Annotated in this window: 20 protein-coding genes; 4 read left to right on the forward strand and 16 right to left on the reverse strand. The window is 67.9% G+C overall.

Annotation, left to right across the window (positions count from 1 at the left end; genetic code table 11):
* Positions 1 to 244: 244 nt before the first annotated feature.
* The 3 genes from FVW20_RS11395 to FVW20_RS11405 all read left to right on the forward strand — a co-directional run bounded on the left by FVW20_RS11395 (position 245) and on the right by FVW20_RS11405 (position 3634).
* Complete coding sequence (locus FVW20_RS11395; protein WP_196609697.1) at positions 245 to 1099, forward strand: TorD/DmsD family molecular chaperone; 855 nt, start codon at positions 245 to 247, stop codon at positions 1097 to 1099.
* A gap of 121 nt (positions 1100 to 1220) precedes the next feature.
* The gene (locus FVW20_RS11400; protein WP_196609699.1) at positions 1221 to 2936 is read left to right on the forward strand and encodes a transporter substrate-binding domain-containing protein; all 1716 of its coding nucleotides are present in this window, start codon (positions 1221 to 1223) and stop codon (positions 2934 to 2936) included.
* On the forward strand, positions 2924 to 3634 hold the full coding sequence (locus FVW20_RS11405; protein ID WP_196609701.1) for a response regulator transcription factor: 711 nt from the start codon (positions 2924 to 2926) through the stop codon (positions 3632 to 3634). Before FVW20_RS11400 ends, FVW20_RS11405 begins: the two co-directional genes overlap by 13 nt.
* A 190-nt stretch (positions 3635 to 3824) precedes the next feature.
* On the opposite strand, the gene FVW20_RS11410 is transcribed toward FVW20_RS11405, so the two are convergent.
* From FVW20_RS11410 to FVW20_RS11480, 15 genes are all read right to left on the reverse strand, one after another.
* Positions 3825 to 4106 (reverse strand): hypothetical protein, encoded by a 282-nt coding sequence (locus tag FVW20_RS11410; protein ID WP_231039058.1) that lies wholly within the window; start codon positions 4104 to 4106, stop codon positions 3825 to 3827.
* A 224-nt stretch (positions 4107 to 4330) separates the two neighbouring features.
* Complete coding sequence (locus FVW20_RS11415) at positions 4331 to 5719, reverse strand: NADH-quinone oxidoreductase subunit N (protein ID WP_196609736.1); 1389 nt, start codon at positions 5717 to 5719, stop codon at positions 4331 to 4333.
* A 35-nt stretch (positions 5720 to 5754) separates the two neighbouring features.
* Positions 5755 to 7314, reverse strand: coding sequence for a complex I subunit 4 family protein (locus FVW20_RS11420; protein ID WP_167126075.1), 1560 nt, complete (start codon positions 7312 to 7314; stop codon positions 5755 to 5757).
* A gap of 33 nt (positions 7315 to 7347) precedes the next feature.
* A complete protein-coding gene (locus FVW20_RS11425) occupies positions 7348 to 9132 on the reverse strand; it encodes a Na(+)/H(+) antiporter subunit D (protein WP_196609703.1) in 1785 nt (594 codons plus the stop codon).
* A complete protein-coding gene (locus FVW20_RS11430; protein WP_007524336.1) occupies positions 9119 to 9376 on the reverse strand; it encodes a hypothetical protein in 258 nt (85 codons plus the stop codon). The genes FVW20_RS11425 and FVW20_RS11430 overlap by 14 nt, the downstream gene beginning before the upstream one ends.
* Before the next feature lie 9 nt (positions 9377 to 9385).
* Positions 9386 to 10885, reverse strand: coding sequence for a monovalent cation/H+ antiporter subunit D family protein (locus FVW20_RS11435; RefSeq protein ID WP_196609705.1), 1500 nt, complete (start codon positions 10883 to 10885; stop codon positions 9386 to 9388).
* Entirely contained in the window at positions 10885 to 11199 is a 315-nt protein-coding gene (gene nuoK / locus FVW20_RS11440; RefSeq protein ID WP_196609706.1) for an NADH-quinone oxidoreductase subunit NuoK, read from the reverse strand. The genes FVW20_RS11435 and nuoK overlap by 1 nt, the downstream gene beginning before the upstream one ends.
* Positions 11196 to 11702 (reverse strand): NADH-quinone oxidoreductase subunit J family protein, encoded by a 507-nt coding sequence (locus FVW20_RS11445; RefSeq protein WP_196609707.1) that lies wholly within the window; start codon positions 11700 to 11702, stop codon positions 11196 to 11198. Before FVW20_RS11445 ends, nuoK begins: the two co-directional genes overlap by 4 nt.
* A 1-nt stretch (position 11703) precedes the next feature.
* Positions 11704 to 12336 carry a 4Fe-4S binding protein gene (locus tag FVW20_RS11450; protein WP_196609708.1) on the reverse strand — a complete coding sequence of 211 codons (633 nt, stop codon included), beginning with the start codon at positions 12334 to 12336 and terminating at the stop codon, positions 11704 to 11706.
* Between the two features lie 18 nt (positions 12337 to 12354).
* Positions 12355 to 13329, reverse strand: coding sequence for an NADH-quinone oxidoreductase subunit NuoH (gene nuoH, locus FVW20_RS11455; RefSeq protein WP_196609709.1), 975 nt, complete (start codon positions 13327 to 13329; stop codon positions 12355 to 12357).
* 6 nt (positions 13330 to 13335) lie between these two features.
* A complete protein-coding gene (locus FVW20_RS11460) occupies positions 13336 to 14556 on the reverse strand; it encodes an NADH-quinone oxidoreductase subunit D (protein WP_196609710.1) in 1221 nt (406 codons plus the stop codon).
* Complete coding sequence (locus tag FVW20_RS11465) at positions 14549 to 15154, reverse strand: NADH-quinone oxidoreductase subunit C (protein ID WP_196609711.1); 606 nt, start codon at positions 15152 to 15154, stop codon at positions 14549 to 14551. Before FVW20_RS11465 ends, FVW20_RS11460 begins: the two co-directional genes overlap by 8 nt.
* Positions 15151 to 15714 carry an NADH-quinone oxidoreductase subunit B gene (locus tag FVW20_RS11470; RefSeq protein WP_196609712.1) on the reverse strand — a complete coding sequence of 188 codons (564 nt, stop codon included), beginning with the start codon at positions 15712 to 15714 and terminating at the stop codon, positions 15151 to 15153. The genes FVW20_RS11465 and FVW20_RS11470 overlap by 4 nt, the downstream gene beginning before the upstream one ends.
* Positions 15690 to 16070, reverse strand: coding sequence for an NADH-quinone oxidoreductase subunit A (locus FVW20_RS11475; protein ID WP_196609713.1), 381 nt, complete (start codon positions 16068 to 16070; stop codon positions 15690 to 15692). Before FVW20_RS11475 ends, FVW20_RS11470 begins: the two co-directional genes overlap by 25 nt.
* Positions 16071 to 16983: 913 nt before the next feature.
* Positions 16984 to 17874 carry a sialate O-acetylesterase gene (locus FVW20_RS11480; RefSeq protein WP_196609714.1) on the reverse strand — a complete coding sequence of 297 codons (891 nt, stop codon included), beginning with the start codon at positions 17872 to 17874 and terminating at the stop codon, positions 16984 to 16986.
* 405 nt (positions 17875 to 18279) lie between these two features.
* Here FVW20_RS11480 and FVW20_RS11485 point away from each other — a divergent pair, with 405 nt between their 5' ends.
* Positions 18280 to 18606, forward strand: coding sequence for a hypothetical protein (locus tag FVW20_RS11485; RefSeq protein WP_196609715.1), 327 nt, complete (start codon positions 18280 to 18282; stop codon positions 18604 to 18606).
* Positions 18607 to 18740: 134 nt separating this feature from the next.
* Here FVW20_RS11485 and FVW20_RS11490 read toward each other — a convergent pair whose 3' ends face one another.
* Entirely contained in the window at positions 18741 to 19115 is a 375-nt protein-coding gene (locus tag FVW20_RS11490) for a hypothetical protein (protein ID WP_167126119.1), read from the reverse strand.
* Positions 19116 to 19289 lie beyond the last annotated feature (174 nt).

Here is a 19289-nt window from a genome sequence, read left to right on the forward strand (position 1 = left end):
CGCTGGGCGCGGGCGTGCTGCTGGCCGCGGCGTTGCGTGCCCGCATGGCGGACATGCCCGCCGCGCTGCGTCTGGCGGGCCTTGCCCTGGCGCTTGCCCTGGCCGGTGAACTGGCCGGTCGGGTGCTGTTCTTCGGCCTGTACGCCCGGATGGGCCTGTAGGCCCGAAACCCTGTGGAACAGGCTGGCCGGGGGGCGTCCGCGCTCCCCGGTCGGCCATGCTCCGCACCGTGCAAGGAGGCGTCATGGCCCACTGCAGGACGGATATTGCCGCTTCTTCCGTTTTTGACGGCAAGCCAGTTGCCCCGAACATGCGTTCCGGCCCCATGCCGTTCATGCCCCACGCCGTGGCGTTGCGCTTTCTGGGGCAGGTGTTCCTGAATGGTCCGGTGGACGGCGGGCTGGTGCGCGCCCTGCGCGAGGGGCTGTTTGCGGAATGGCCCGTGACGCCTGCTGGCACGACCACCCGCCAGGCGCTGGAAATGCTGCGCGATCTCGCCGGACCTGCCGCGGAGGCCGTGTACCCCGATGGGGACGACGCCCGCTGGAACGCGCTGGCGCAGGATCTGGAGCGCGACCATGCCCAATTGTTCGTCGGGCCGGAGATTGCCGTGCCGCCGTGGGAATCGGTGTGGCGCGACAAGGACCGGCTGCTGTTCGGCGAATCCACCTTTGCCGTGCGCGCCGCCTATGCCCGCTTTGGCCTGGGGGCCGACCGCCCCGGCAACGAGCCGGACGACCACCTGGGGCGCGAATTAGGTTTTCTGGGTCATCTCGCCGGGCTTGCCGCGTCGGGGCCGGAGTCCCCGGAGTTCCCCTCGTCCGAATCCCCCTCGTCCCCGGAACTCGCAACGTCCACGGGGTTCCCGACGTTCATGCCGGACCCGCTTGACGCGGCCCGCGCTTTTCTGGACGATCGTCTCCTGATGTGGGTGCCGATGGTGCGTGAAGCCATGCAGCGCGCCGCCCGCACCCCCCACTATGTCGCGCTGGGCCTGCTGGCCGAAGGCGCGGCAAGGGACCTGCATGCGGATATCCACGCCCTGCGCGCCGCCAAGGCTGTTGCCCCGGCCGCCATCACCCGCCCGTCCGGTGCCTGATCCGCACCCGGACCACCTCCGCGAACGCGCACGCCAGTCGCGCCAGTCGCGCCGTTCCCGTTGCGCGCGGGCGGCGCTGTCGGCGTTTTCGCCTTGCGTTTCGCGCATTCCCCGCGCTTCGTTGCCGCTGCTGCTCCGGCTGCTTCCTGCCCTGCTGGTGCTGCTGTCCGCCCTGTGCCTCGTCGCCCCGGCCCATGCCCGCGAGGTGGTGGTGGGCATCTACGACATGGAGCCGCTGTCCATGCGCGGCGCCGATGGCCGGGTGCAGGGCATCGTGGTGGACGTCATGGACGCCGTGGCCCGCGACGAAGGCTGGACCGTGCGCTACGTGTACGACGACTGGGACCGGCTGATGCCCATGCTGGAAGATGGCCGCATCGACGTGCTGGCCCCCATCGCCTTTTCGGAAACGCGCACCGCCTACCGCTACAACCGCGACTATCTGGTCATCGACTGGGGGCAGATATGGGTGCGGCGCAACATCCGCGTGGACATGCTGTTCGACCTGCAGGACAAGCTGGTGGGCGGGGTGTCCATGAGCATCTTTCCCGCCGGGTTCGAGGCCTTTGCCCGCCGCTTCGGCGTGCAGTACCGGCAGCGCGATTATCCCGATTATTCGGCCCTGCTGGACGCCCTGAACCGGGGCGAGGTGGACGCCGCCGTCATCCCCCGGTTCATCGGCACCCATCACGAGCGGCGCGGCACCGCAGAGCCCGCGTCCATCGTGTTCAGCCCGTTCGAGATGCGCTATGCCGCCATGCGGGGCCGGGCCGACGACGTCATGGACGCCCTTGACCGCCGCCTGGCGGCCTACAAGGCCGACAAGGATTCGGCGTACCATCGCAGCCTGAACCGCTGGATACGCATCGACGCGCCGGTGCTGCCCGCCTGGCTGCCCTATGCACTGGGCGCCGCCGCCGTGCTGCTGCTGGCACTGGCCGGGGTGAACAAGGCCCTGCGCGGGCAGGTGCGCCGCCAGACCGAACAACTGCGCGCCGCCAACGCGGACCTGGCCGTCTCGCGCGACCAGATACGCACCCTGCTCGCCTACCAGCAGCAGGCGGCGGAAGACATCCGGCGGCGCATCTCGCGCGAGGTGCACGACGAACTGGGCCAGAACCTCACCGCGCTGAAGTTCGGGCTGCACCGGCTGGGGCGGGTGGTGCCGGAGGGGGATGGCCCGTCGCACGAGCGCCTTCTGTCCATGACCCGCCTGACCGAGGATACCATAGAGGCGGTGCGGCGCATCTCGCGTGAATTGCGGCCCGGCCATCTGGACGACATTGGCCTGTTGGCCGCCTCGCAGTGGCTGGTGCAGGATTTTTCGGCCAACACCGGCATTGCCGTGCACTTCGACGGCCCGGGACAGGGTGGCGACCCCGGGCATGGAGATGGCCCCACGCCGGTTGATGGCCCCGGACAGGGCGATGCTTCCGGGCAGGCCGCCGGTGCGGGAGTGGGCCGGGAACGGCAGGCGCCGGACGGGCGCGACCCGCTGGGCCCCATGGACCCCGACCGCGCCGTGGCGGTATACCGGGTGTTGCAGGAAGCCCTGACCAACGTGGCCCGCCACGCCGGGGCGCGGCACATCCGGGTGATGTTGCGGCGCGAGGGCGGCTGCCTGCGACTGGTGGTGGCCGACGACGGGCACGGCTTCGACGTGCATGGCGAACGCCCCGGCGGCACGGGGTATCTGGGCATCGTCAACATGCGGGAACGGGTGGCCGCCTTCGGCGGGGAATTCCATATCGACAGCGGCGCTGGCGGCACCACCGTGCGTGTCAGCGTGCCGCTGGAACAGCCGGACGCGCAAGGGGGCGGAACATGCGGTTCCTGATCGTGGACGACCATGCCGTGGTCCGCAAGGGCATCATCGAGATCGTGCACGACTTCGTGCCGGACATCGCGCCGGACCTGACCTTCGACGAGGCCACCACGGCGGCGGAGGCCCTGCGCCTTGCCGCGCGCCAGCGGCACGACCTGATTCTGCTGGACATCTCGCTGCCCGACGACAGCGGGCTGGCCACCCTGGCCCGGCTGAAGGAAGAGGATCCGGAACGCCCGGTGCTGATCCTGAGCGTGCACCGCGAGGACGAGTATGTGGTCCACGCCTTCCGCAACGGGGCCGATGGCTACATCACCAAAAGCTCCGCGCCGGAGGAACTGCGCGAGGCGGTGACCCGCATCCTGGAAGGCGACGTGTACATCAGCCCCACGGTGGCGGCGGCGCTGGCCAATGCGGCCACGGGACGGATGCGCGGGTCAGCCGGGCACGGGGGGCCGGATGGGCCGGATGGGCTGGATGGGCTGGGCAGGGTGGGCGGGCCTGGCGGGCTGGCCGCACTGCTTTCGGCCCGGGAATACGAGGTCATCGCCCGGCTGGCGCAGGGCGCCACGGTGGCCGAGATCGCCCGGGTCATGAACCTGAGCGGCAAGACCGTGAGCACCTACAAGACACGGGCCATGCGCAAGCTGAACATCACCAACCAGGCGGAACTGCTGCGCTTCGCCATGCGGCACGGGCTGTCCATGTAGCCTGCCTGTGGTCCCGCCGATCCGCCAGCCGCCACACGTTCTTCAGATGTCCCGCCTTCTGCCCGCCCGGCGCGCACGGTTACCCGGTCACGCGCAGCCGCAGCGGATCATTCCGGCGCGCTCTGCCCTTCATCCAGCGCGGCCAGTCGCCTGCGCGCCTTCCTTTCCAGCCTTCGATACGCCCTTGCAGCTAAGTCAGCCGTGCATGCTGACGATGGACGCACTGCATGAGCATGGTGACCACCTCCTGCGCGGTCAGTTCGCGGTCGGGCCACCACGGCGCGTCCGGGTTCAGGGTGGGATAGAGGATGCCGTGCCGGCGGAACAGGGCAGTGCGGTTATGGTCGCAGAAGGCCTGGATGGCGCTGCTGCCGGTCTTGGGTCCGCCAAGGTGGGCGACAAGCAGCGGCCCCTTCGCGGGGGTTGGCGTGATGGCCGTGCCGAGCGGGGCGGATGGGGCGTGTTCGGGCATGGCGGCGTCTCCGGCTGGGTATGGCGCGGGGGAATGGAGAGGACGAAGGGGCTGCGCCCCGCGCGGATGTGACCATGCTAGGGGGAAGGTTGCGGGGCCTGTCGAGCGCGCCGCGCCTTTGCACGTGAAAACCCCCGGTCCCGTAGAGCGGGGCCGGGGGTTTCGTGTTGCAGAGGTCGGAAGCCAAGACTGCGTTGGTGTTTTTCAGGGGACTGTTTCCACCTCTACCCAAACAAGGCCATGCCCGCCTGCACCGCCTTTTCGAACAGCGGCGAGGGCACGATGCCCAGCACCAGCGTGGCGGCGGCCAGCGCCACCGCGCCGCCCAGGCTGAACGCGCTCTGGTCGGGCGCGGGCAGCGAGGTGTTTTCGTCAGGCTCGGTATAGGCGTGGCGCACCAGCGACAGGTAGTAGTAGATGGCGATGGCGCTGTTCAGGGTCAGGGCGATGACCAGCCAGTTGTAGCCGTGGTTCCACGCCGCCGTGATCAGGAACAGCTTGCCCATGAAGCCCGCCGTGGGCGGCAGGCCCACCAGGGCGAAGGCTCCCACCCCAAGGGCAAAGGCCAGCACCGGCGATCTGCGGTGCAGCCCGTTGAGGTCGGACAGGACCAGGTTGCGCCCGTCCACGGCCACGCGGGCCACCACCCAGAAGCACAGCAGGTTCATGACCACGTACACCAGCGCATAGAATGCGGCGGCGGCAAGGCCTTCCGCCGTGCCGGACACGAGGCCCACGGTCACGTAGCCCGCGTGCGCCACGGACGAGAAGCCCAGCATGCGCTTCACGTCCTTTTGCACCAGCGCGCACAGGTTGCCGAAGGTCATGGAGATGACCCCCAGCCAGGCGATGGCCGTGGTTATTTCCAGGCCGGGGTGCAGCACGGCGGCCAGGCGCACCAGCACCACCACCGCGCCCAGCTTGGGCAGGGTGGCCACGTAGGCCGCCGTCTCGTTGCTGGAGCCCTGGTACACGTCGGGGCACCAGAAGTGGAACGGGAACAGGGCCAGCTTGTAGAACATGCCGCACAGGAACAGCGACAGGCCCACGACCGCCGTGGGACTTGCCGCCCACGACCAGTCGCGCGCGGCCAGCGCCGCGATGTACGTGGTCTGGTGCGCGGCCATGATGTACGACAGCCCGTACAGCGAGATGGCCGTGGCCGCCGCGCCGAACAGGATGTACTTGACGCCCGCCTCGGCCCCCTCGCGGGTGCGCCCGCGCAGGGGAATGAGCACATACAGGCTGTAGGACGACAGTTCCAGCGCAAGGTACAGGGTCACCAACTCGGCGGAGGACGCCAGCAGCATCAGGCCCCACGCCGATACCCCCAGGAACAGGAAGTAGTCGGCGCGCTTGCCTTCCTCCAGCGTGGGCTGGCGGGTGGCGTTGAGCACGGCGATGCAGAAGCCGCCCGCCACGCACAGCTTGAAGAACTGCGACAGGCCGTCCACCTTGTAGGCGTCCCACAGCAGCATGCCTTCGGCAGGAAGCGCCACCACGGATGCCGCCAGCACCACCAGCGCGCCCAGCGGCAGCCAGCGGTGGGCCGCTACAGAGGCAGGCCCGGCGGACAGCGCCTGCACGAACAGCACGGCCACCAGCAGCAGCATGGCGCATTCGGGAACAAGCAGGGCAAGGTCGAGGTTCACTGGCGCACCTCCTTGGCGATGGCGGCGGATGCGAGGATGGCGGGCGGTTCATGCCGCACCGCGTCCGCATGATTGAGGGCCAGCGGCGCTTCCTTCACCGGGGCGCGACCGCGCAGGTCGGCCAGCAGCCGGTCGATGGAAGGGTCGATCAGCCGCAGGAAGGGCGCGGGGGCAAGGCCTATCCACAGCACCAGCACGGCGGGCAGCAGCAGGTAGGCCCATTCGCGGCGGTTCAGGTCGTTCCAGGTCTTGGCCGTGGACGGGCTGCCCCAGGCCATGCGCAGGCTGACCCGGAACATGTACGCCGCCGCCAGCAGCGCGCCGGGCACGATGAGCGCACCCACGGTCAGGCTTTGCTGGAAGGCGGCCACGAACACCAGCACTTCGCCCACGAAGCCGTTGGTACCCGGAAAGCCGAACGAGGCCAGGGCATACAGCCCCCAGAAGAACATGAACGCGGGCAGGTACTTGCCCATGCCCATGTTGTCCGCCACCTCGCGGCTGTGGCTGCGTTCGTACATGGCGCCGATCATCATGAACAGCGCGCCGGTGACGATGCCGTGGTTCAGCATCTGCAGCAGCGCGCCCTGCACGCCGCTTTTCTGGAACAGGAAGATGCCCAGCGTCACGAAGCCCATGTGGGCCACCGACGAATAGGCGACCAGCTTCTTGATGTCGGTCTGCCCCAGCGCCACCGCGCCCCCGTACAGGATGGACACCACCGAGACGCCGATCATCAGCGGGGCGAAGTGCACGCTGGCCTCGGGCGTCAGCGGCAGGCAGAAGCGCAGGAACCCGTAGGTGCCCATCTTCAGCAGCACGGCGGCAAGGATCACGCTGCCTGCGGACGGCGCCTGCACGTGGGCGGCGGGCAGCCAGGTGTGGAACGGGAACATGGGCACCTTGATGGCGAAGGCCAGGGCCATGGCCAGAAAGGCCCAGTACTGGAAGCGGAACCCGAAGGTCTGTTGCATCAGGTCGGGGATGGAGAAGGTGCCACCGGCAATGCGGAAGGCCACGATGGCCACCAGCAGCAGGGTGGACCCGGCAAGTGTGTACAGGAAGAACTTGATGGACGCGTAGCGCCGCTCGGCCCCGCCCCATACCGCGATGAGCAGGTACATGGGGATGAGCATGGCTTCCCAGAACACGTAGAACAGCACGAGGTCCATGGAGGTGAACACGCCGATGCAGGCGGATGTCATCAGCAGCAGGCAGATGTGGAATTCCTTCACCCGCTTGCCGATGTACGTCCACGAGCACAGCACGCACAGCGGCAGGGTGAACAGGGTCAGCCACACCATCAGGATGCTGATGCCGTCCACGGCCAGGTGGTATTCAAGGCCCCAGCGGGCCACCCAGGTCATGCGTTCGACGAACTGGAAGCCGGCGTCGGGGTTGAAGGCGATGAGCGGCCACCCCGCCGCAAGCCCGATGAGCGACGCCGCCAGCGACACGCGGCGCACGGTCTCGTCGTCGCGCAGGGGCAGCAGCAGCGCCGCCGCCACCAGCGGCAGGAAGATCAGGATGCTGAGGACCGGTATGTCAGGATACACAGGCAGCTCCGTTTTTTGTGGGTCCCGTTGCGGCTAACCAAGGTACCAGACCAGGCCGAACACGCACAGCGCGAAGAAGGCGGCCAGTCCCAGATAATCCTGGAGACTGCCGTTCTGCGTGCGCGCGCCCAGCCCGCCGATGCCCCGCACCGTGCGTGCGCTGCCGTCCACCACGCCGTCGATGGCCTGCCGGTCGAACCACACGGAGCCGAGGGCAATGCCCATCAGCCCGCGCAGGCCGCCCGTGCGGTAGGCCTCGGTCCAGCGGTCATCCAGGAAGGCCAGCGGGCGGCACACGAAGCGCAGCGCCCCGGTACCCACCGCGCGGTAGGCGATGTCCACGTCCAGGTTCAGCCCCTCGTGCGGGGTGATCACCTTGCGCAGCAGGTAGAAGGCCAGACCCGAGAAGCCCAGCAGCAGCAGCGACTGCAACACGTGCCATACGGACCACGGCACGTAGGGGTGTTCCACCTCGAAGGGCAGGTAGGCGTACAGGATGGACGGGGCCACGCCCTGCAGGATGCACAGCACGGCCAGCACGGACATGCCCGCGTACATGTTCCACGGGATGGGGGCCAGCACACGGTCGTTGTCCGTGGGCTTGCCGCCCCAGAAGGCGAAGTAGGGCAGCTTGATGCCCACCGAGATGAACGTGCCCACCGCCGCGATTTCAAGGCCCAGCGCCACCAGCGTCCGGTGCGCTTCCGCCGCGCCGGTGATGGTCATGGTCTTGGAGATGAACCCGTTGAACACCGGCATGCCCGAGATGGAAAGGGCCGCCACCATGTACAGCACCATGACCCACGGCAGCCGCGCGGCCAGGCCGCCCAGCTTGTCCAACTTGGCCGTGCCCGCCGCGTACAGCAGGCAGCCGGTGCCCATGAACAGCAGGCCCTTGTACAGGATGTGCGCGTAGGCATGGGCCACCGCGCCGTTCAGGGTCATGGCCGTGCCCACGCCGATGCCCGCCACCATGTACCCCACCTGCGAGACGATGTGGTACGACAGGATGCGCCGGGCATTGTTTTCAATGCACGCGTACAGAACGCCGTACACCGCCATCACCGTGCCCGCCGCCGCCAGTATCTCCCACCCGGCAAAGCCGCGGGCCAGCACGTACACCGCCGTCTTGGTGGTGTAGGCGCACATGAACACTGAGCCGGTCACCGTCCCGCGCGGGTAGGCGTCGGGCAGCCATGCGTGCAGCGGCACCACGGCGGCGTTGACGCAGAACCCGGCCAGGATCAGCCATTCGTACAGCGGGGCGTTTGCCGACGGGGCCATGGCCGTGAATTCCCACGTGCCAAGGGCCTTGTAGCGCAGCAGCAGCCCGGCCAGCAGCAGCAGGCCACCGGCGGTGTGGTAGAGAAAGTAGCGAAAGCCCGCCAGCACCGATTCGCGCGTGCGGTTCAGCAGCACGAGGAAGGTGGAGCCGATGGACATCAGTTCCCAGAACACGAACAGGGTCAGGTAGTCGCCCGCGAACACGCAGCCGAACCCGCCCGACACGTACAGGGCGGCGGCGATGTGCTGCCCCCGGTCCTTTACGTGCATGGCGTACAGCATGCCCGCCACCGACATGACGGCGAACACCTGGGCGAAGACCAGCGACAGCTTGTCCACGCGGCCCAGCAGCAGGGTCTGCCCCAGCCAGTGCAGGGTCAGGTGGTCGCCGGGCGTCATGGTGAACACGGCAAACACGGCCAGCACTGCGGGCGCGGGCAGCAGCCAGTTCCACCATTTGCCCCGCAGGAAGGGCAGCACCGCCGCCAGGGCCAGGAAGCCGATGGCGGGATGCAGGAAGCTAGACGTCTCCATAGTGGTCCTCCCTGCGCACGATGACGGGCTGCACCATGCGCTTCATGATCACCACCATCAGCACGCCCACCACAAGGCCGAACAGCGCCCAGAAGCCGGGGTAGGCATCAAGGCCGAAGTGCGGCTCGTGCGGGCCGACGAACAGGTTCAGCAGCACGAGGGCGGCCAACGCCCCGTACAGCGCCTTCAGCCATGCGCCGCGCAGTTCGCGCTGGCGTTCAAGGAATGCTCCGAGTCCGTTCATGAGCGCCTCCTAGAAGTGGCCGAACGCCTGGATGAAGTTCAGGAACACCTGCGGATACAGGCCCAGCAGCAACGATATGGCCCCGGTCAGGCACAGCGGCACCACCATGGAGGCGGGGGCTTCGCTGTACTGCTCTATGTTGGCGTCCGGGGCGGGCGGCAGCATGAACGCCCGGTAGAAGATGGGCACGAAGTAGCCCGCGTTGAGCAGGGTGGACAGCAGGAGCGCCACCAGCAGGGCGGTCTGCCCGGCCTGCAGCGAACCGTTGACGATGTACCACTTGGAGACGAAGCCGCACACCGGCGGCATGCCGATCATGGACAGGGACGCCAGGGCAAACGCCCCGAAGGTCCACGGCATGCGGCGGCCAAGGCCGTTCATCTGGCTGATCTTCTTGATGTGCGTGGCCACGTAGATGGCCCCGGCGCCGAAGAACAGGGTGATCTTGGAGAAGGCGTGGTGGGGGATGTGCATCAGCCCGCCCTGCACGGCGGACGGCGTCAGCAGGGCCACCCCGATGATCACGTACGACAGCTGGCTGACCGTGGAATAGGCCAGCCGGGCCTTGATGTCGTCCTTGGTCAGGGCGATGAGCGAGGCCCCGATGATGGTGAAGGCCGCCAGCCACGCCGTGGGAATGCCAAGGCCCAGCGTGTCCATGGTCTGCACCCCGAAGCCGGAAAGGATGATCCGGCTCACGGAGAACACCCCCGCCTTGACCACGGCCACCGCGTGCAGCAGGGCCGAGACCGGCGTGGGGGCCACCATGGCCGAGGGCAGCCAGTTGTGGAACGGGGCCAGGGCCGCCTTGGCCAGACCCGCGATGTACAGCACGTAGGTAACCCGCACCAGGTTGGGGTGCGCGGCGATGACGTCGGGCGGGAACATGCCGTTCAGCACGTCGCCAAGGCGCATGTCCAGCGTGCCGGTAAGCACGTAGGTCAGGATCATGGCGGGCAGCAGGAACAGCTTGGAGGTGCCCATGAGGTACACGAGGTACTTGCGCGCCCCGGCAAAGCCTTCTGCGTCCTGATGGTGCGCAACCAGCGGGTAGGTGAAGACGGTGATCACCTCGTAGAACAGGTACAGGGTGAACACCGTGGCCGAAAAGGCCACGCCCACCGCGCCGAAGATGGCCACCGCGAAACAGGTGTAGTAGCGCGTCTGGGCGTGTTCGTTCAGCCCGCGCATGTACCCGATGTTGTAACTGGTGGCGAAGCCCCACAGGAAGGTGGCGATGAGCGCGAAGATCATGCCCAGCCCGTCGGCGCACAGGGTAAGGCTGATGCCGGGCAGGATGGTGGTGACGGTGTAGGTGTAGATGACCCCGGAAAGCACCCCCGGCGCAAGTTGCAGCACCGAGACGAAGGTGAGCGCGGCGGCGATGAACGACACGGCCTCGCGCCGGTTGTCGTTGCCGCGCGCCAGCATGATGGCGAAGGGCGCAACCAGGGTTATCAGCAGCGGAACGAGCAGGCTTGCGGATTCTACGGTGTTGGGCACGGTCATCACTGCTGCTCCCTCAGGGTGGCCAGGGCGTCTGTGCGGGTGGTGCCGAAGCGGCGGAACACCACGACGATGGCGGCCAGGGCCACGGTGGCTTCAGCGGCGGCAAGGCCCATGACCAGCAGCGTGGCCAGTTGTCCGAGGGCGGCATCGGCCCCGGTAAGCTGGGTGGCGGCCACGATGGACAGCCCCGCGCCGTTGAGCATCAGCTCCACGGCAATGAGCATGCCCACCAGCGTGCGCCGCTTGACCAGCCCCGCCAGGCCCGCGCCCAGCAGCACGAGGGAGGCCAGTTGGTAGAGCACGAGCGGTTTCACTTGTCCCTCCTTTCCCAGACGAGCAGCACGGCCCCGGCCATGGAGATGAGCAGGACCATCGAGATCAGTTCGAAGGGCAGCACGTAGTCTTCCATCAGCCTGCGGCCAAGTTCGGCCAGCGGCACTTCCGCCGGAATCATCTTTGATGCCGTGGGGTGCAGCATCAGGATGGGGGCCAGCAGGGCGCCGGGCAGCATGGCCGCCAGCACGCCCTTGAAGGTGCGCGCGGCAGGGGCGGGGTCCGCCTCGTCGCCATCCGCGTCGGCCCGGGCCAGCATCAGTGCGAAGAAGATCAGCACGCAGATGGCGCCCACGTAGATGAGTATCTGCATGAAGGCCATGAACGGCGCGTTGAGCAGCAGGTACATGCCCGCCACGCCCAGCAGCGTGGCGACCAGCCCCACCAGCGCGCGCACCAGGCTGGCGCAGCCCACGGCCATGAAACAGCCGACCACGATGACCAGGAAGTAGAAGCCGAAGGCGAGGATTGCCGGTGTTTCCATGTCATGCCTCGCTTGCGGGGGTTGCGGTGCCGGGTGCGCCGGATTCGGAGGACGCGGGGGCCGGAGGCGGCGCGGCCTCGGGGGCGGCCTTGGCCTCGGCCTTCGGTACCGCCTTGCGAGCCGCCGCCTTGCGGGCAAGGCGCGCCAACTGGTCGAACACGAAGTCCTCGCGTTTTGTCCCCACCATGTAGATGTCGCGGGAGAAACCGATGGAATCCACCGGGCAGACTTCCACGCAACTGCCGCACAGGCTGCACAGCGAGAAGTCGTAGGTCCAGGTGCCGGGCGCCTTGGGCGGCGCGGGCTTCTTGGGCTTTTCGCCGCGCGCTTCCGCCTCTGCCATGGCCTTCAGTTCCTCTGGCGTGGGCTTGGGCGTGGGAGCGCGGGTGACGGCTATGCAGTTGCTGGGGCAGGCGGACACGCAGAGCATGCAGGCGATGCACTTGGGCTTCGCCGGGTCCTTGTCCAGCCCGATGAGTTCTATGGGCCCCCGGAACGAGGCCGCCGCTTCCGGCGTTACCTCTGCCCGCGGGTAGTGCACGGTGACGCCGGGCTTGCAGAATTGCTTGCCGGTGATGCCAAGGCCCACCACAAGGCTCCACAGGTCGGCGAGGGTGCGGAAGATCGATGCCATTGCGCGATTCCCCCTTTCCTACAGCTTCATGACGAACGCGGTCGCCAGCAGGTTCAGCACGCCGAGGGGCAGCAGCCACCGCCAGTTCAGGTTCAGCAACTGGTCGAAGCGCACGCGCGGGTACGTCCAGCGGAACCACATCATGGACAGCAGCAGCCCGTACACCTTGGCCAGGAACCACCACGCGCCGTCCAGGAACGGGCCTTTCCAGCCGCCCAGGAACAGCACGGTGCACACGCTGCACGCCACGATCATGTTGGCGTACTCGGCCAGGAAGAACATGCCGAAGCCCATGCCCGAATATTCGGTGTGGAAGCCTGCGGTCAGTTCCGATTCGGCCTCGGGCAGGTCGAAGGGGGCGCGGTTGGTCTCGCCAAGCGCGCTGACGAAGAAGATCAGGAACGCCAGCGGCTGCACGACGATGTTCCACTGCCACGGCATGCCGCCCTGCCCGCCCACGATGGCGGTTAGGCTCAGCGTGCCTTCCTGGAAGGCGATGGCCAGCACGGCCAGCAGCAGGGGAATTTCATAGGCCACGGACTGGGCCACGGCGCGGGCCGCGCCGAGCAGGCCGTACTTGTTGTTGGAACCCCACCCCGCAAGCAGAAGGGCCAGCACGTTGAACCCGGCAAAGGCAAGGATGAGCAGCAGGCCGAGGTTCACGTCCCACCCGGTGAGCAGCGGGCTGAAGGGAATGGGCAGGAACAGCAGCAGCACGGGAAAGAAGGCCAGCACCGGGGCCATCCAGAACAGCAGCGGGTCTGCCCGGTCGGGGCGCACCAACTGCTTGCCGATCAGCTTCAGGGCGTCGGCCACGGCCTGCAGTATGCCTTGCGGCCCCACTTCGTAGGGGCCGGGGCGGCGCTGGATGAAGCCCGCCACCTTGCGTTCGGCGTAGACGAGCAGAAGCCCGTTCAGCCCCACGAAGACGGCCACGCCCACCAGCGCGAGCACCACGTGCAGCACGGAATCGAAGGAGATGGTTGCATTCATGGCGGCCTACCTGTCGATTTCGGGGATGACCATGTCGAGGCTGCCAAGGATGGCAACGGCGTCGGCCAGCAGGGTGCCCCGCGCGCATTCGGCGAACAGGGCCAGGTTGGAGAAGCCCGGCGCGCGCAACTTGACGCGGTAGGGCGTCTTGCCGCCGTCGCTGGCGATCCACACGCCGATCTTGCCGCGCGCCCCTTCCACCGCGAAGTACGATTCCCCGGCGGGCAGCTTGAAGCTGGGCTTGGGGGCCTTGGGGTGCATGTGCTCGCCGTCGGGCAGGCTTTCGATGGCCTGCTCGATGATGCGCAGGCTCTGCTCGATCTCGGCCATGCGCACCATGTACCGGGCCATGGAGCATTCCTCGTGGCGCACGGGAATCTCGTAGTCGAAGCGGTCGTACACCGAATACGGTTCCGCCCGGCGCACGTCGTAGGCAATGCCGCTGCCGCGCGCCACCGGGCCGCTGGCCCCGTATCGGGTGACCATGTCCTGCGGGATGACGCCCACTTCCTCGATGCGGCGGCGCAGGATGATGTTTTCCGTCACCAGCGCGGTGTACATGGGCAGGCGCGAGCGCAGGTGCGGGATGAACTGGCGCACCCCCTGCACGAAGGCGGGGCTGGCGTCGGTGTACACCCCGCCGAAGCGGAACGAACTGTACGTCAGGCGCGAGCCGGTCATGAGCTGCAACAGGTCCAGCAGCATTTCCCGGTCGTCGAAGGCGTACATGATGGGGGTGAAGGCCCCCAGGTCCAGCAGGTAGGCGCCCCACCACAAGAGGTGCGACGAGATGCGGTTCAGCTCGCAGGTGATCACCCGCAGGTACTCGGCCCGTTCGGGAATCTCGATGCCCGCCAGCTTTTCCACCGCGCCCACGTAGGCCCAGTTCCAGGCCAGGGCGTGCAGGTAGTCCACCCGGCCCATGTTGGGCATGAACTGGGCGGGGGTTTTCACCTCGGCCATCTTTTCGTGCATGCGGTGCAGGTAGCCCAGCACCGGTTCCGCCCGGACTATGTATTCGCCGTCCAGTTCCAGAAGCACGCGCAGCACGCCGTGGGTGGACGGGTGCTGCGGACCCATGTTCAGGATGAGCGATTCCGGGCGGGCGCCCTGCTCGAAGCGGCAGGTGTAGCCGTCGCCCGCAATCTGGTCATCGGCGCAGCCCCCGTCCGCCGAGGCGGCGGGACAGGATGTGCCGTTCGACCAAAGGGTCTCGGTGCTATGCATTGTCGGCACCCTCCTCGGTTGCGGCGGCCCTGGCCTTGGCCGGTTTGGCGGGCTTGGCGTCCTCTGCCGGATCCAGCAGGGTGAACCCCTCGGCCTTGCGCAGCACGGTGTCCTCGCGGCCCGGAACGGCCAGCAGGGCGGCCAGCGGCGCGCGGGCGGCCTCGCCCTTCAGCAGCGGGTGGCCCTGCATGCCTTCGGGCAGCAGAAGCGGCGCGGGGTTGGGATTGCCGGTGAAGGCGATGCCGTAGAAGTCGGCGGTTTCCCGCTCGTGCCATTCCGCGCCCTGATGGATGTCTGCGATGGAGGGCAGCACCGGGGCGGCGCGGTCCATCAGCACCCGGATGGCCAGGCGGCCCGGGGATGTCATGCGGTCGAAGTGGTACACCGCCATCAGCCCTTCGCGCACGTCCAGGCCGCAGATGTCTTCCAGATGCCAGCCTGCTTGCAGCAGCAGGGTGGCGGCGCGGGGCAGAGCGTCTGCGGACAGGAAGGCGGACCAGCGCAGGCCGGTGCGGGCCGGGGTTTCATCGGCCAGGTAGGCCGGGTCCAGCGGGGCCAGCAGCACGTCGGGGGTGACGTAAGCGGTTTCGGGCGTCATGCGCCACCCCCCATGGAGCCGGAGATTTCGGCGGGCACCGGCCACCAGCGGCGACCCGTGATCTTGTGCTGGATCTGGAACAGCCCTTCAAGCAGTGCTTCCGGTCGGGGCGGGCAGCCGGGCACGTACACGTCCACGGGCACCAGGTTGTCCACGCCTTCGACGATGGCGTACTGCCCCTCGAAGTTGAACGGCCCGCCGGAGATGGCGCAGTTGCCCAGCGCCATGACGTAGCGCGGCGCGGGCATCTGCTCATACAGGCGCACCAGCGCCGGGGCCATCTTGCGGGTGACGGTGCCCGCCACGATCATCAGGTCCGACTGGCGCGGCGAGGGGCGGAACACTTCCGCCCCGAAACGCGAGATGTCGAACCGGGCCATGCCCACCGCCATCATTTCGATGGCGCAGCAGGCCAGGCCGAAGGTCATGGGCCACAGCGACATGGCCCGGCACACGTCCAGGATCTTCTGCACCGGCGCCACGTTGACGATGGGTGCATCAACCCCGCCCGAGGCCGGTACGATGACCGGGGGCCTTACAGGGCAATCTTGCGCGGCCATGTGAACACCCCCTTGGCGCGGAAATAGACCAGGGCAAGCACGAGGAAGAACAGGAAGACGCAGATTTCGATGAAGGCGGTCCAGCCCACGGTGGTGTGGTAGTGGGCGGCGGCGGGGAACAGGTACAACACGTCCACGTCAAAGGCGATGAACAGCAGGGCGTAGACGTAGTAGTTGATACCGAAGCGGGTCCAGGCGTTGCCGTGCGGGCGCATGCCGCATTCGTAGGACATGCCCAGGTCGCCGCCGCGTGCCCGTGGGGCCACGAGCAGGGCGAGGATGAGCGGGCCGCCCGCGAACGCGAGCCCCGCAATGAGGAAGAGAATGATAGCAAGATGCAGGATGTCGAAAACCATCGGTCACCTCCGGAAACCAGTGAAACCGCAGCGCGGCTGCGGCATTGGATTGCCCGTTGCGTGCGCATGCCATGTCAGGAGCGCCTGACATGCGGTGCGCGCCGGCGGCGACCGTGTCCGCCGGGTTGGCGTTTGCCCGTCGATGGTGGGCGGAACGCGGAGGAAGTGGAGTCCTGGTGGGTTACCTCACGGTGTTACGTCTGTCAAATTAGTGTTACCGATCGAATTCCAATGCTACGATCGGTATTCCCTGCGTGCCGTGCTTGCGGCCCCTGTGCAAAAGCCCCGGCGGCGTCGGTCTGCGGCGTGCGGGGCCTTCCCCGCCTGCATGCCCGATTTCGCCGCCGATGAACGTGGCCGGCATCACGGACCATGTTCCCCTGTTCACCCCCGCCATCCAGGCGGCAGCCGACGCGAAAAGGCCCGCCCGGCGAGGGGCGTGGGCAGGTTCGCGTACCGAACTGACTAATGGTCTATCATCCGTATATCACCCAATGTCAGTAACCGCTACCATGTTTGGAAATTCACGTGAGAATATTTGCACTTTGCCGGTGGACGGTGCGGCGCGGCGCGAAAAACCGGGGCAAGCGGCGGAAACCGGGGCCGCGCGGGCGATGGGGCGGAAACTGTCTGGGCAGTCAAACATATTGGTTGAACGGCGAAAGAAGTTTTTTCGGAACATTCCGCCAATACTGACTTTTTGAATCCGGATGCGGGGGGGCGCCTGGCCAGGGGGGCGGCTGACGGAAAGGCGGCGAGCAGGGGAGGCAGAAGGGGCGAAGGATGCCGGGGACGGGCATGCCGCAGGTGACGGCATGCCGGGCGCGATGACGGGGCGGGGGCAGGAAGGGGAGCGTGGCCGGGACAGGCGCGCGGCTGCAAAGAGGGGGGGGCAGGCAGGCGCGAAGGCGGGCTATTCGGCGGCCTGCTCGGCGTCGAGCATGGCGTCCATCCATAGTCCGGCCACGATGTCGCCGCCTTCGTCGGTGAAGTGGCATCCGTCGCGGCGGAAGGGCAGGCCCACCTCGTCGGTATCCGGCCCCAGAGTCACGTTGGGCACCTGCCGGGCCAGTTCCTGCTGGGCCTGACGCACCGATTCGCTGCCAAAACGGCGGCACAGCGAGGTCTGCGAGACCAGCACCGGGTTCTCGATGCCGAAGGTGCGCAGCGTGCCCACCAGGTCGAGGAAATCGTGCTTGTACAGCAGGCGCGGCAGGGAGTTGAGGGCGTCCGATTCGCCGTGGAACCAGAACACGTAGTCCGGCCTGATGGGCAGTTGCTGGATGGCGCGCAGCCGGTCCTCCAGCTTGGGGCGCACCGGGCCGCCGGGCAGCCAGTAGGACAGCGGCGAGCCGCCTTCCGCGATGACCGAAAGCACCACGTACCGCCAGCGCCCGGTGGTCAGAGCCAGCCGCGCAAAGCGCGACCACACCGACCCCCGTTCACCCGTGCCGCCCAGCATGGGATCCTCGGCGGGGTACAGGGTGCCGTCGTACTCGATGAACACGTTGTCCAGGTCGTCGGAGGGCAGGGGGGTATCCACTTCGTTGGCGGCGTTGGACTGCCCCATGACCAGCACGTACAGGGTGTTGCCGTCGGCCAGGCGTTCCAGGGGCACGGGCTCGCGGGCGGAAACATCGGTGACCAGGTCGGAATCGTCGAACAGGCGGTAGTCGTACAGCCGGGCCTTGGCGTAGCGGGCCAGGCCCACAAGGCCGTCGCGCAGGGGAGGGTGGGCCAGCAGCACCGCCGCCAGCAAGGTTGGCAGGGCGAGAAGGCAGAGCAGGCGGGAGCGGCGCGACATGGATGCTGTCTTGGCGGGTATGCCGGGGTTGCAGGCGGCGTTGCCGGGTTGCGGAAGGTGTGCCGGGTTGCGGAAGAGGTGCCGGGTTGCGGAAGGTGTGCTGGACGCCTTCTAGAGCCACCATGGGCGGATGGCAAGGGGCAAATGGTGCCGATGTGCACCAGCCCCGTCGGGGCACCGAAAGGGGCGAGGCGAGCGGACCTGACAATACGCCGCCGCGCCGGAAATCGTGCTGAAGCCCCGGTTTGCCATGCCGGCGGCGGGGGTGTACCGTCCGGTCAATTCCCTCCCGGTACCGTGCCTGCCCCGCAAGGGGGCCAGGAATGCGCGCGGCCCGGAGCCACCCCCGCAACATGTCCATCAAGAGGGGGACGGCTTGCCCGCGGAGCTGTTCACGGTGCCTTCATGCCTCATGTGCCTTGTGTCGGCTGCGGCTGGTGCTGCCTGTCCGACCAGTGCCTGGTCTCGCACCATCTGCACGGCTACGTGCCGCGCTGCCCGGAACTTTTCTGGGACGTCGCGCTTGGCCGGTACCTGTGCCTGCTGATGGCGGCGCAGGCATCGCCCCCCGTTCCATCAATACCCCGGTCGGGCATGGCTGACCGCAACATGCCAGACCCTGCCGGGTTCCAGCCGGATGCGCTAGGTCCTGACCTGACCGAACTGCGTCAGGGCCTTGGCTGCTGCGCGCCGCTGTGCTCGTGGCGGTGCGACGTGCGCGAACGGGGATAGCTGCCGGGGGCAGCCCCATGCCGGCACCCGGGCATCAACCGGGCCACGAAGGCATTGCGCCCGCCGTCCTGCCCGGTATCCTGCCCGCCGTCCTGCCCGGTATCCTGCCCGCCGTCCTGCCATGCCACGCCCCCCTACGCTTCCCAGACGTCCAGCCTGTCCTCGGGGATGGCGTGCTCGGACAGGAAGGCCCAGGCCACGTCCTCTTCGCCTTCGGGCACGATGAGCACCAGATGGCCCTTGATGGCTTCCGCGTGACGGGCGAAGGCCAGCAGCCGTTCCGCCAGTTCCTGGGTGGCGAATGCCTCGCGCGGGCATATCTCGAAAATGCAGGCCACGCCCTTGGCGTTGGTGGCGGTCAGGTCGGGCATGTGCCCTTCCACCGGGGCGGGTTCCGGCATGTCCTCGTAGCCGCTTACCAGAAGGCCGGTGAAGCCGCTTTCCTCCAGCGCCTCGTAGGCTGCCTCGAACAGGTAGTCGTAGCCGTCGTCTTCTTCGTGGTTGGCCATGGAACCCTCTTGTGCGCCTTGCGGCGGAAATGTGCGCGGCATCCGGCCCCTGGCACGGGGCCTGCCGCGTGGTGCCTCATGCCCTAGACGGGGGCGGGCCCGGCGTCAAGCGCAAGGCGAGCAGGCCATGTGGCCCGTTGCGGCGGCGCGGCCCGGTTTGCCTGGTGCGGTGGG

Source organism: Nitratidesulfovibrio oxamicus (assembly GCF_015731765.1).
GTDB lineage: Bacteria > Desulfobacterota > Desulfovibrionia > Desulfovibrionales > Desulfovibrionaceae > Cupidesulfovibrio > Cupidesulfovibrio oxamicus.